This is a genomic window from Bordetella sputigena (genome assembly GCF_965137885.1).
Lineage (GTDB): Bacteria > Pseudomonadota > Gammaproteobacteria > Burkholderiales > Burkholderiaceae_B > Bordetella_C > Bordetella_C sputigena.
In genome coordinates this window covers 17,563-30,342 of the sequence record NZ_CBCSCA010000023.1, presented here as the reverse complement: position 1 = coordinate 30,342, position 12,780 = coordinate 17,563, and the positions used below count along the sequence as shown (strand labels likewise).

Annotated in this window: 13 protein-coding genes and 1 rRNA gene; 4 read left to right on the top strand and 10 right to left on the bottom strand. The window is 62.2% G+C overall.

All coding sequences use genetic code 11. From position 1 onward, the window contains the following. Positions 1-82 (top strand): 5S ribosomal RNA (rrf, locus tag ACNA0R_RS27265); the annotation flags it as partial. 56 nt (positions 83-138) lie between these two features. Here the strand turns inward: rrf and ACNA0R_RS26500 are convergent. From ACNA0R_RS26500 to ACNA0R_RS26490, 3 genes are all read right to left on the bottom strand, one after another. Further along, entirely contained in the window at positions 139-534 is a 396-nt protein-coding gene (locus tag ACNA0R_RS26500) for a YchJ family protein (RefSeq protein WP_415829069.1), read from the bottom strand. A gap of 55 nt (positions 535-589) precedes the next feature. Continuing rightward, the gene (locus ACNA0R_RS26495) at positions 590-1,297 is read right to left on the bottom strand and encodes a class I SAM-dependent methyltransferase (protein ID WP_415829068.1); all 708 of its coding nucleotides are present in this window, start codon (positions 1,295-1,297) and stop codon (positions 590-592) included. 245 nt (positions 1,298-1,542) lie between these two features. Beyond that, entirely contained in the window at positions 1,543-2,949 is a 1,407-nt protein-coding gene (locus ACNA0R_RS26490) for an MFS transporter (RefSeq protein ID WP_415829067.1), read from the bottom strand. A 122-nt stretch (positions 2,950-3,071) separates the two neighbouring features. On the opposite strand from ACNA0R_RS26490, the gene ACNA0R_RS26485 reads away from it, so the two are divergent. Continuing rightward, complete coding sequence (locus ACNA0R_RS26485; RefSeq protein WP_415829070.1) at positions 3,072-3,974, top strand: LysR family transcriptional regulator; 903 nt, start codon at positions 3,072-3,074, stop codon at positions 3,972-3,974. A gap of 174 nt (positions 3,975-4,148) precedes the next feature. Here the strand turns inward: ACNA0R_RS26485 and ACNA0R_RS26480 are convergent, their stop codons facing one another. From ACNA0R_RS26480 to ACNA0R_RS26450, 7 genes are all read right to left on the bottom strand, one after another. Further along, positions 4,149-4,781 (bottom strand): glutathione S-transferase family protein, encoded by a 633-nt coding sequence (locus ACNA0R_RS26480; RefSeq protein WP_415829066.1) that lies wholly within the window; start codon positions 4,779-4,781, stop codon positions 4,149-4,151. Between the two features lie 97 nt (positions 4,782-4,878). Continuing rightward, positions 4,879-5,505 carry a glutathione S-transferase family protein gene (locus ACNA0R_RS26475; protein WP_415829065.1) on the bottom strand — a complete coding sequence of 209 codons (627 nt, stop codon included), beginning with the start codon at positions 5,503-5,505 and terminating at the stop codon, positions 4,879-4,881. Between the two features lie 24 nt (positions 5,506-5,529). After that, a complete protein-coding gene (locus ACNA0R_RS26470; RefSeq protein WP_415829064.1) occupies positions 5,530-5,922 on the bottom strand; it encodes a hypothetical protein in 393 nt (130 codons plus the stop codon). A gap of 2 nt (positions 5,923-5,924) precedes the next feature. After that, the gene (locus ACNA0R_RS26465; RefSeq protein WP_415829063.1) at positions 5,925-7,376 is read right to left on the bottom strand and encodes a bifunctional 2-methylcitrate dehydratase/aconitate hydratase; all 1,452 of its coding nucleotides are present in this window, start codon (positions 7,374-7,376) and stop codon (positions 5,925-5,927) included. 52 nt (positions 7,377-7,428) lie between these two features. Beyond that, positions 7,429-8,595, bottom strand: a complete 1,167-nt coding sequence (gene prpC, locus ACNA0R_RS26460) for a bifunctional 2-methylcitrate synthase/citrate synthase (RefSeq protein ID WP_415829062.1) — start codon at positions 8,593-8,595, stop codon at positions 7,429-7,431. Between the two features lie 102 nt (positions 8,596-8,697). Then, positions 8,698-9,687, bottom strand: coding sequence for a malate dehydrogenase (locus ACNA0R_RS26455; protein WP_415829061.1), 990 nt, complete (start codon positions 9,685-9,687; stop codon positions 8,698-8,700). Positions 9,688-10,028: 341 nt separating this feature from the next. Beyond that, positions 10,029-10,541, bottom strand: a complete 513-nt coding sequence (locus ACNA0R_RS26450; RefSeq protein WP_415829060.1) for a hypothetical protein — start codon at positions 10,539-10,541, stop codon at positions 10,029-10,031. A gap of 921 nt (positions 10,542-11,462) precedes the next feature. Here ACNA0R_RS26450 and ACNA0R_RS26445 point away from each other — a divergent pair. Beyond that, positions 11,463-12,245 (top strand): GntR family transcriptional regulator, encoded by a 783-nt coding sequence (locus ACNA0R_RS26445; protein WP_415829059.1) that lies wholly within the window; start codon positions 11,463-11,465, stop codon positions 12,243-12,245. A gap of 120 nt (positions 12,246-12,365) precedes the next feature. Further along, positions 12,366-12,779, top strand: a complete 414-nt coding sequence (gene sdhC / locus ACNA0R_RS26440; RefSeq protein ID WP_415829058.1) for a succinate dehydrogenase, cytochrome b556 subunit — start codon at positions 12,366-12,368, stop codon at positions 12,777-12,779. Position 12,780 lies beyond the last annotated feature (1 nt).

Below are 12,780 nucleotides of genomic sequence, written 5' to 3'. Positions count from 1 at the left end.
TTCCCATCCCGAACAGGACAGTGAAACGCCTTCGCGCCGATGATAGTGGACGGACGTCTGTGAAAGTAGGTCATCGTCAGGCTCTTATCCCCAAAACCCCGCTGCCCATGCAGCGGGGTTTTGCTTTTGTGTGCCCCCTTATTGATCCACCTGGCCGTCAACGTACAGCCAGATGCCGTTTTCGCGGACGAAGCGGCTGACTTCGTGCATGCGTTGGCCTTTCCCCTGCAGCCGGCTGCGGGCGACGAATTCGACCTGCGCATGGTCGTCGTCCTGAACGACATGCCGCTTGACGTCCAGCCCCAGCCACTTCAGCCCAGGACGGGTGTGATCGATATGCGGCGGTCGTGTGTCGGGATGCCAGGTATCGCGCACATAATCGACCAGGTCCAGGACGTAAGCGCTGTATCTGGAGCGCATCAAGGCCTCGGCCGTCGGCGCTCGCAGGTACGCCGGACCGCCGTGCCATTGGCCGCAGCAACTGACATAGGGTTTGCCGGTTCCACAAGGGCAGGTCTTTATAGCGTCGGCCATCTTCAATACTCCACGAATTTGGGCGCCTAGTTTAGGCCTACGCGGAACGGCATTTTCAAGGCAGACGCGCCGACACCACCAGCCATCGTCCGTACAGCGATTGCGCCGATGCAAGTTGTCGCCAGTATCGGCTTTCCTCCACGCTCTCGGCGCGGCGCTGCTTGCCGCGTCCATAAAGCCGGGCGGGTATCGCCACCATGCGTTCGGCCCAATGCAAAGGCTTGGGCTCGTTGACCTCGTGCAGGGTAATGTCCGTAAACCCATAGTGCGACAGGAATACGTGCAGCTGATTGAACGACCATGGGATATACGTGATGTACTGGCCAGGCTTCTTGCCGACCGATGGGCGAAAGCCGGAATGGAATCCGCGCAGCAGATACTGCAGGCGCGAGCTCATATGCCAGGTGTTCGGCGTGGTTACGATGAGCGTACCGCCCTTGCGCAGACACGTGCGGAAACTGTCCAATGCCACCCCTGGGTTGGTCAACAGATGCAGGGCTTCGCCGCAAACGACGGCGTCGTAATGATCCGCCGGCAAGGTCAGCGGATCATTGAGATCGTGCTCCACGAAGTTGCGATAGCCGCTGTCCGGGAAGGGTTCTTCATATAGGCAAACGCCGTCGATCTGCGGCCGCTCCTGGCCACCTTGGCGCTGCAGGGCGCGGCCCAGCCAGCCGTGTCCGCATGGGGCGTCCAATACGCTGCGGGCATCGCGTTCTTTCAGGATTGAAAGCACGACGGGGCGATATGGGCGGACATTCATTCCTGGGATAACTCCTTGCCATGCGCTTTCCAGCGTGACGAACGAGGCCGGCGCCAAGGTGGCGGGACACTACGATTCCATAATAGTTCAGGAATTCGTCAGCTTAATGAAAGGGATGTTTTAGGACAGCCAGGGTAGCGGAAGCCGGTTGTAGCTACCGTCTCAATCTGTCAGCGAAAGGAAGAAATCCGATCCCGGATGAGGACACCGCCCAGCCCGCATGTCCTCAGCCATTTAGCGCTCGCTTACGTTTTCAGGTATCGCCAGACCAGTGCGGTCCCGATTGCGTAGAGCGACCCCATGGTACCGAAAGCCAGCGGCAGCGAGACGTGCCAGTCGGCATAGGCGTGCAGGATAGTCCCCATGATCGCCACGCCGACGAGGACGCCGATCTGGCGATTGGCGTTCAAGCAGGCGGCAGCGATATTCGCATGCGATTGGCCGGCAATCTGCATGACCACCGCCGTCATCGCGGGAACCGCCACGCCTACGCCCAGGTTGATCAGCGACACGATGACCGCGAAAAGCCAATAGTCGGTTTCCGGCCTCAGGACCCATGCGGTCAGTGCGCTGCCCGTCGCGGACAGGCCCATGCTGGCAATCAGGGCGGTCCGCGGCCCGAGGCGCGCCACGACGCGCGGTGCCGACAGATTACCCAGCGTGAACAGCAGCATGGTGGGCAACAGCTGGCTGCCGGCAGCCAGCGGGCTGGCGCCGCGGGCCTCCTGCAGGAACAGACTCAATACGAACAATTGGCCGTAGCCACCGAAGTTGATCAGGAAGCCCAGCATATTGGCGGCGGGAAAACGTGCCGTGCCGAACAACTCCCGCGGCAACAGCGGGGTGGCGCCGCGGCGCTCGCGCGCCACAAAGACCGCGCCGGCAACGAGCATGATGGCAGCCGCCGTCATGATGGGCGCGGACGTCCAGCCATGCACCGGCCCTTCGATCAGTGTGAAGCTCAGGCCGGCCAGCGCCGTGATGCCCAGCAGATGGCTGGCCGCGTTCAGTGCCCGGAAATGCCGCGCCGAATGCGGGATGACCTTGTGCGCCATCGCCAGGCCGACCAGGCCGATGGGAAGATTGACCAGGAAGATGCTGCGCCATCCCAGGCGATCGATCAGGATGCCGCCGATCAAGGGTCCCGACACGCCCGCGATCGACACGATGGCGGACCAGAGTCCCAGCATCCGGCCGCGGACCTTGTCGTCAGGATAGGCGCGCGTAAGCAGACTCAATGAGCTCGGCATGAAAAGCGCGGCGCCTATGCCTTGCAGGAATCGCGCGAGTACCAGCGTCGTGCCGTTGGGCGCCGCGCCGCAAAGCAGGGAAGCCAGCACGAAAATGGTCAGGCCGGTCTGGTAGACGTTCTTGGCCCCGAAGCGGTCGGCCAGGCCGCCGCCCACCAGCAGCATGGCGGCGAAGGTCAGCGTATAGCCATCGACCACCCATACCAGGCCGGACAGGGACACCTGTAATTGGTCGGCAATGTTGGACAGTCCGACATTGACGACGGTGACGTCCAGCGTCGCCATCACAAAGCCCATGGCCAGGGTCACCAGCGGCAGATAGCGGACACGGGGCTGGGGCGAAACGGACAGGGCCGGCGACGACATCGATTGCGACATGGCGAGTGGAATATGGGTCGACATCGCCGACCATTGACTCCGAACGGTTCGGCCATGCGAATGCTCCTTCGGCGCGCATCATATCTCCTGAACAGGGATGCAAAAATACGTAGAATTGCGCCAGAGGAATGCAAAATTGCATCATCATGGATTGGGACGACGCGCGCATCTTTCTGGCGGTGTACCGGGGCGGCACCTTGCGGGCGGCCGCGGCGTCGCTGCACGTCGACCAGGCGACCGTGGGCCGGCGTCTGCGGGCCTTGGAGCAATCACTGCAGGCGCGCCTGTTCCTGCATACGCCGCGCGGTTATGTGCCCACGCGGGCAGGCGAACTGGCCATGCCCGCGGCGGAGGCCATGGAACACGCCGCGGACCAGCTGGAACGCCTTACGCAAGGCACGGATGCATCCGTGTCCGGCACCGTGCGTGTGACCACTTCCGATACCATGGGGCGCGGCTTTCTGATGCGCGCCATCCAGCAGGTACGGGCGGCGCATCCGCAACTGCGCGTCGTGCTGACGACGTCCAGGCACTTGAGCAATCTGACGCGGCGCGAGGCGGACATCGCGGTGCGCAACGTGCGGCCCGACAATCCCGATCTGATTTCGCGCCGCCTGAGCAGGCGGGAACTGGGCGTCTACGCCAGCAAGCGCTATTTGAAGGCCTGCGGCGAACCGCGCCGTGGCACAGCTTTCGAAGGCCACACCGTGATCATCTACCAGCGCGCGGTCTTCGGCGCACGCAGCGAGACCCTATGCGGTGAGCCCGTCGGCAACGCGCAGGTGGCGCTGGAGGTCAATTCCGGATTGATGATGCTGGAGGCCGCGGCGCAGGGCATCGGCATTGGCGAACTACCGACCTATCTGGCCGACGCCACGCCAGGACTGGAGCGCATCTGGCCGGAATGCAGCGAGTTCTATGACGTGTGGTTGGTGATGCATGGCGATCTGCATCGCAGCGCGAGGGTCCGCGCCGTCGCGGATGCCATCGTTTCCGTATTCGAACAGACCGAAGACAAGCCAGCGGTGGCGCGGGCCAGGAGATCCTAGCGCGAAGCCAGCTTATCCACACCCCGGGCGGTAACGCGGGACATCGTCCTAGCTGTCCACATTTACTGTGGACAACCATTTGGACATGTCACGAACAAAACCAAAATTGCGAGCAATCTCAAGGAGATAAGGTTCCGGGGTCACAAAGGATGCAACAGCGGACCTGCATATTATTTACATATTGTCCAGCTTCACTTCGAAGCCGCGCCGCGTGCCGGGACGCGCCATCATCGTTTCATACCAGCGCTTGACGTTGGGGAAATTTGCCAGATCCACCTGGTGGCGTTCATGGCGCCAGGCCCAGCCGATGATGGCGAAGTCGGCGACTGAAATATCGCCAGCCACGAATTCGACCTGCGCCAGCCGGCGATCCAGCACGCCGTACAAGCGGCGAGTTTCGTCGACGTAGCGCTTGGCGCCGTAGCGTTTGTCTTCTTCGTTCTGTAGGCCCAGGAAATGGTGCGCCTGGCCCGGCATCGGGCCGAAGCCGCCCATCTGCCACATCAGCCATTCCAGCACCGGCACGCGGTCCGCCAGTTTGGCGGGCAGGAACTTGCCGGTCTTCTCGCCCAGATACAGCAGGATGGCGCCGGATTCGAACACGCTGATCGGCTTGCCCTCCGGGCCTTGCGGATCGATGATCGCCGGGATCCGGTTGTTGGGGCTGATGCGCAGAAACTCCGGCTTATGCTGTTCGCCGTTGCGGATGTCGACCGTGTGGACGGAGTAGGGCAGACCCATTTCCTCAAGGGCGACGCTGATCTTGCGGCCGTTCGGCGTGTTCCAGGTGTGCAGCTCTATGGTCATGGCGATGTCCTGCGATGAGGCGCGCGATCCGTGCGCGGTGCGAAGTCAGGAAAAAGCCCGTCAGCGACGGGCCAGGCTGGATGCGGCGGCGGCCGAATCAGGTCAATGCCGGCGCGATGTAGCGCTGAAAGGCCGGGCGGGTTTTCAGGCCATCGTACCAAGCCTGTACATTCGGCGTGGCGGGACGCCGGATGCCGTCCAGTTCGATGAAGCGGCGGCAATAGGCGCCCAGCACGATGTCGGCCAGCGTGAAAGATTCGCCTTCCAGGAAGCGGCGCCCCTGCAGGTGGTGATCCACCATCAGCCAAAGCTTGCCCGCGTCGTCGGCGGATTTCTGGATGGCGGCCATGTCGCGCTTTTCCGGGGGCGTGCGCACCATGCCCCAGAATACGTTCCGCTCCACCGGTTGCAGCGTGGACAGCACCCAATCCAGCCAGCGGTCGACCGAGGCGCGCAGCCGGGGTTCCCGCGGATAGATGTCACTCTGCGGGGCGTACTGCATGGCCAGATAGCGGATGATGGAGTTGGATTCCCACAGCACGAAATCGCCGTCTTCCAGCGTGGGAACCTTGCCGTTGGGATTCATGGCCAGGTAATCGGGCTGGTCGTTGATGCCGAAGTGCAGCCCGGCGTCGACGCGGTCGTAGGGCAGCGAGATCTCATCGCAGCACCACAGCACTTTCTGCACGTTTACGGAATTCGCGCGTCCCCAGATCTTGATCATCGGGATGTCCTGTCAAAGAGAATATCAATGACGCAGCAACAGCAGCGTCCATACGGTAATCATCGCCAGCAGCCCGATCCAGCAGCCCGCCCACAGGCCCATGATGGGCCATTTGATGTCCATGGGCACGCGCGACGGATCGACGTGCGCCAGATTGCGATTGGCCTGGCCGAACAAGCCCTTGCGGGCACCCGGAAACAGGAGCCGCAGGAAGTAGTCCAGGAAGATGCCCGCCTGGATGGCGCGCGGGAACTGGCGGAAGGGACGATGCTGCAGCAAGGGATGGCGCAGGGTGTCGTTGATGCGATCCAGCTTGAAGAACCAGATCGCGATCAACGAGACTGCCGCCACGAAGAAGCACGCCACGAATATATTGAAGGCGGTCGTCAGCGCGACGACATAGACGGACTGGCTCATGGCTAGATGACGTACAGGTCCACGTATTCGTGAACGGGCATGGACTCCAGCTTCTGTTGATCGAGCGAGACGTCCAGGATGCGGTTCTGCTGCCGCGCCGGGAACTGGCGTGCCAGGTTGGTGCGGAACTTGGCTTCCAGCAGCGGTATGCCTTCTTCGCGGCGGCGCTTGTGCCCGATCGGATATTCGCAGACCACCTCGTCCAGACGGCTGCCGTCGTTGAACTCGATGGTCAATGCATTGGCGATGCTGCGTTTTTCCGGATCGTGGTAGTCGCGCGTGAAGGCCGGGTCTTCCACGCATTCGATCCTGTCGCGCAGCGCATCGATGCGCGGGTCGCGGGCGAAATCGTCTTCGTAATCGGCCGCCGTCAGGTGGCCGAAGATCAGCGGCACCGCCACCATGTACTGGATGCAGTGGTCGCGGTCGGCCGGGTTGTTGAGCGGTCCCTTCTTGTCGATGATGCGGATGCAGGCTTCGTGCGTGCGGATGGTGATCTTCTTGATGTCTTCCGCGCGCTTGCCTTGCGCCGCCATTTGCTGGTGCAGCTGCATGGCGCATTCCACCGCGGTCTGCGAATGGAATTCGGCCGGGAAGGAAATCTTGAACAACACGTTTTCCATCACGTAGCTGCCGTAGGGGCGCTGGAACTTGAACGGCTGGCCCTTGAAGGACACGTCGTAGAAGCCCCAGGTCTTGGCGCTGAGCACGGACGGATAGCCCATTTCGCCGGTGCGCGCGATCAGCGCCAGGCGCACGGCGCGGCTGGTGGCGTCGCCGGCCGCCCAGCTCTTGCGGCTGCCCGCGTTGGGAGCGTGGCGGTAGGTGCGCAGGCTTTGGCCATCGACCCATGCCAGGGATACGGCATTGATGATTTCGTCGCGGCTCAGGCCCAGCATTTCGGCGACCACGGCCGTCGACGCCACCTTGACCAGCACCACGTGGTCCAGGCCGACCTTGTTGAAGGAGTTTTCCAGCGCGATGCAGCCCTGGATTTCATGGGCCTTGATCATGCCCGTCAGCACCTTGCGCATGGTCAGCGGCGGCTTGCCCGCGGCCACGGCGTTGCGCGACAGCCAGTCGGCCGTCGCCAGGATGCCGCCCAGGTTGTCCGAAGGATGGCCCCATTCGGCGGCCAGCCAGGTGTCGTTGAAATCCAGCCAGCGGATCATGGCGCCGATGTTGAAGGCGGCCTGCACCGGGTCCAGCTGGAACTGGGTGCCGGGCACCTTGGCGCCGTTCGGCACCACGGTGCCGGGGACGATGGGTCCCAGCAGCTTGCGGCAGGCCGGATATTCCAGGGCTTCCAGGCCGCAGCCCAGGGTGTCGATCAGGCAGTTGCGCGCGGTCTCGTAGGCCAGCTCGCTCTTGATTTCGTAGTTGAGGACGTAGTCGGCGATGTCGACCAGTACCTGGTCGGGGTCCGGCCTGACGTTGGAGATATGCGAGGACATGATGAATGCTTCCGTGTGCGTGCGTGTGTGCGTTCGGACGGGGCGGGGCGGATTACTTGCGCTTTTCGATCGGGACGAACTTGCGGTCTTCCGGTCCCACGTAATTGGCGGTCGGGCGGATGATCTTGTTGTCGATGCGCTGTTCGATGATGTGGGCCGACCAGCCGGCGGTGCGGGCGATGACGAACAGCGGCGTGAACATGGCGGTGGGCACGCCCATCTTGTTGTAGCTGACCGCGGAATACCAGTCCAGGTTGGCGAACATTTTCTTGGCGTCCCACATCACGCTTTCGATGCGTTCGGCGATGCTGTACAGTTGCATGCTGCCGCTTTGCTTGGACAACTTCTGCGAGATGCCCTTGATGACCTTGTTGCGCGGATCGGAAACCGTATAAACCGGGTGTCCGAAGCCGATGATGACTTCCTTGTTCTCGACGCGGCGGCGGATGTCGGCTTCCGCTTCGTCCGGCGTTTCGTAGCGGCTTTGTACTTCGAAGGCGACTTCGTTGGCGCCGCCGTGCTTGGGGCCGCGCAGCGCGCCGATGCCGGCGGTGATGGCGGAATACATGTCCGAGCCCGTGCCGGCCACCACGCGGCAGGTAAAGGTCGACGCATTGAACTCGTGCTCCGCATACAGGATCAGCGAGCTGTGCATGGCCTTGACCCAATCGTCGCCGGGCTTTTCACCGTGCAGCAGATGCAGGAAGTGGCCGCCTATGCTGTCGTCGTCGGTCTCGACGTCGATGACCCGGCCGTTGTGGCTGTAGTGATACCAATAGAGCAGGGCCGATCCCAGGCTGGCCATCAGCCGATCGGCGATGTCGCGCGCGCCGGGCAGGTTGTGATCGTCTTTTTCCGGCAGCACGCAGCCCAGCACCGACACGGCGGTGCGCATGACGTCCATGGGATGGCTGGACGCCGGCAGGGCTTCCAGCGCCACCTGCAGCTGGGCGGGCAGGCCGCGCAGCGCGCGCAGCTTGCGCTTGTACGCTTGCAGTTCGGCCTTGTTCGGCAGCTTGCCATGGACCAGCAGGTAGGCGACTTCCTCGAATTCACTGGTGTCGGCGATGTCCAGAATGTCGTAGCCGCGATAGTGCAGGTCGTTGCCGCTGCGGCCCACCGTGCACAAGGCCGTGTTGCCGGCGACGACGCCGGACAGGGCGACCGATTTCTTGGGCTTGAATCCCGGCTTCTGCTGTTCCTGGTCGGACGTGCTCATGTCTGCTCCTTTTCCTGGGATGGGTATGGCCAGGCCTTGTGGGCCTTCGGATAAAAAAGGCCCGTACTTGGCGGGCCTTTTTAATTGCTGCTTTCCTGCTGTTTACTTCAGCAGATCTTTCACGCCGTCGCGCTCTTCGAGCAGTTCCTTCAGCGTCAGGTCCATGCGTTCACGCGAGAACGCATCGATTTCCAGACCGGTGATGCGGGTGTACTTGCCGTTGGCGGTGGTGACGGGCACGCCGTAGATGATGCCTTCGGGAATGCCGTAGGAGCCGTCGGACGGGATGCCCATCGTGACCCACTTGCCATTGCTGCCCAGCACCCAGTCGCGCACGTGGTCGATGGCGGCGTTGGCGGCGGAGGCGGCCGACGACAGGCCGCGGGCGTCGATGATCGCCGCGCCGCGCTTGCCGACGGTGGGGATGAAGACGTCGCGGTTCCAGGCGTCGTCGTTGATCAGCTTGGCCAGGCTCTGGCCGCCGACGGTGGCGAAGCGGATGTCCGGATACATCGTGGGCGAGTGGTTGCCCCAGACGATGAGTTTTTCGATGTCGGCGACGGCCTTGCCCGACTTGGCGGCCAGTTGCGACAGCGCGCGGTTGTGGTCCAGGCGCAGCATGGCGGTGAAGTTTGCGGCGGGCAGATCGGGGGCCGACTTCATGGCGATGTAGGCATTGGTGTTGGCGGGGTTGCCGACCACCAGAACCTTGACGTCGCGCTTGGCGACTTCGTTCAGGGCCTTGCCCTGGGCGGTGAAGATCTGGGCGTTGACGGTGAGCAGGTCCTTGCGCTCCATGCCGGGGCCGCGCGGACGCGCGCCGACCAGCAGAGCGATGTCGGCATCCTTGAACGCCGTGCGCGGATCGCTATGGGCGGTCATTTCCTGCAGCAGCGGGAAGGCGCAGTCGTCCAGCTCCATCATGACGCCCTTCAGCGCCTTCTGAGCCTTTTCGTCGGGGATTTCGAGCAGTTGCAGGATGACAGGCTGGTCTTTACCCAGCATTTCGCCGGAAGCGATGCGGAACAGCAAGGCGTAGCCGATTTGACCGGCGGCGCCGGTCACGGCGACGCGCAAAGCGGGCTTGGACATGAACATTCTCCGTAATGAGTCGTCGAGAAAAAATCTCGCCGGACAGTGTAATCCCTTGGCGTGTTCATAGCGGACCGGTCCTGCGCAGTACGCCGTCTCGATCCAGGGAACGGGGCGCATGTCCGCTTCGTGGCTATGCGGGCGTGCACCATCGCGCCATCGATCGGGCGATCGCGCGATTGCTCCGGGGCAGCCGTGATCCTAAGTTGGGTTGACGTTTACGTCAATCGGTCTTCTATAAGACAGGCGTTGTCCAGACAGGCATTGTCCGCGCCGGCGGGCTCTTAATTCGGGCACGGGTTTCTACGCCAGCCGGATATGCCGCCCGGCGCATCGCCGGATCACTGAAAAACAATCTGGATCTCTTGCAAATCCATGCCTTTTGCGTATGTATTCGGGCAGTTCTGATCGGTGCCGTCCACGGTGCACGTGGCGCTCTTCGCCTTACCCGTATTGTCCGCGATTTGGACCGCCCATGGGCCATCGGCGCTCGTGGGTAAATGCACATAGGATATGTTCCCATTGGAGGGGGACACGCTCCAGGTTGCCGACTTGCGCGCATTCACGCACATGTCCTCGGTACCATTGCTCTCGACAAGTTCGTGAGTGGTCCACCCGCTGGCCTGCACCCAAAAGTCGGAGGGGCCAGTAAGAATCATGCAGACCTCGGCGATTTGCCTGAAATGCAGATTATCCGATCCGAGATTGAGGAAGGTGATGGTGAATCCGTGATCCTCCCCGCCGGGCGCGGCCTTGCCGGCGGCGGTGCCGCCCTTTCCCGACGTAGCGCAACCAGTCATCGCGATAGCCAGGAGAATTGCCGAAGCTACTCCACGGCGTACAAAATGCTTCATGATTCATTTCTCGAGGGCCGAGCAGGACATAATGCCCGCCAAGGCCCCGTTTTAACACTCCATAAGTCCGGGCCAGGTTCGCCACGGGTCAGAAATTACTACCTTCCTCGCATACCCTGTTATTTGCCAATGTAGGCTCAAGATACGCGCATCACGGGAGTCTGGCCCAACAGGGGGGCATATCCTCATACAGTAAATTACGCCAGATATATACCGGGCAGGCCGTGTTGCCATTGCCGGACTTACGGGGATGCCGTTTTCGAAAGCGATCGGAGTTCATGGCGGCCTATTCCAGTATCGGCAGGGCCGCGAGGAGAGCGTGGCGAGGTAATTTCCTGTGACTAAAGCTTCGGCTGCCGTAATTCGACTCCCGCCCGATGGGCTCCGGCATGTCCGTACGAAATATCGTTTTCGGCTTAAATACGGCCGTCATCGACGCATGCGATAGCCGGTAATTTCGATAATCCACGGACCGCATCTCGTGCGCCCTCGTGCTGAAAGAAAGCACGGTCGCGCCAAGAACCCGCCCCGAGTGCTCCACCGCCGTTGGCCGTAGGAAACGCGATTGCGCGCGACTGGTGTTTCAAAAACAGCGTGCGCCTGAAGCGTTGTCTGAACAATCCGGTCCAGAATGTGGTCGGTATTGATGTCACTTTTTAATATCGCCGCGCTTTTCGATAACGCCGTGCGGGCAGGCGAGCCAAAGCCAAGGGCGGCAGGCCCGCGATGCCGGACCAGATGCCATGTCGCCGAGGCGAGTCCTCCACGGCGCGCGCCGGGCACAGGCCGTGCGGGGAAGGTCTTATATAAGAGTAGACAGCCTCATGCCGCTATGCGACAATTCGGCGCCTGTTTTCCGCGCCGTTTTCGACGCCAACCGCTTCGTCTCGGATCCTTCGCGACGCCGCCTCATCCGTATTTATGGCAGACCCCCGGCCCGAAATTTCTTCGCGCAGCAAAGGCGCCGCCGGTCCCGGAGGCGCGAGCGCCGCTTTTAGTCCGCTCTATCGTCAGATCAAGCAATTGCTGGTGCAGAGCCTGGACCGTGGCGAATGGAAGCCGGGTGAACCCATTCCCAGCGAAATCGATCTGGCCGCGCGTTTCCAGGTCAGCCAGGGCACGGTGCGCAAGGCCATCGACGAGCTGGCGGCCGAGCACGTGCTGTTGCGCCGCCAGGGCAAGGGCACTTTCGTCGCCACCCATCATGAGGCCCGCGTGCGGTTCCGCTTCCTGCGGCTGGCCAGCGATGAGGGCGCCGAAGGCGAGATCGCCGAAAGCCATGTCCAGGAATGCCGCCGCATCCGCGCGTCCGCCGAAGTCGCGCGGGCGCTGGAATTGCGCGCGGGCGAAACGGTCGTGGCGATCCGCCGCCTGTTGAGCTTCGGCGGGGTGCCGACCGTCCTCGACGACATCTATCTGCCCGGTTCCACTTTCCGCCGCCTTACGCTGGAACTGTTGACCGCCAACAAGGCGCCCTTGTACGGCTTCCTGGAATCGGAGTTCGGAGTCAGCATGATTCGCGCGGATGAAAAGCTGCGCGCGGTGGCGGCGACGCCGGAGGCTGCCGCCGCCTTGAACGTTGCCCCAGGCACTCCCTTGCTCCAAGTGGACCGTACCTCGTACACCTACGGTGATCGGCCGATGGAAGTACGCCGGGGCTTATACCTGACCGATCGATACCATTACCGTAATAGTTTGAATTGAAGGGCTTTTTTCTCCTGATTTGATAGCAACCCGTTACATGGGCGAAAATAGTCTGTTTTTCCCGCAAGGGCCAGGCACTCCCGCCGCTACGATTTTCTAGTTCCGAACCCCGAGGCCGTCATGTCCGACTCAGCTGCCAAGCCGCGTCCGCAGTTTCGCAACATCAACCTTTCCCAGATCATGTCGTACCGTCTGCCGCTGCCCGGCAAGGTATCGATTCTTCACCGAGTCAGCGGCGCGTTGCTGTTCCTCTGTCTTCCCTTGGTCCTGCTGCCGCTGCTCGCGGCCAGCCTGGCCTCGCCGGAAAGCTTCGCGAACATCGCCACGATCACGGGCAACCCCATCGTCAAGCTGATCCTGCTGGCGCTGATCTGGGGCTATCTGCATCACTTCTGTGCCGGTATTCGCTACCTGATGCTGGACGTGCACAAGATCATCGACAAGGGCCCGGCGCAGAAGAGCGCGGGCGTCGTGCTGGGGGTCAGCCTGGCGCTGACCGTGGTGTTCGGTCTCAAACTGTTCGGAGCCTGGTAAT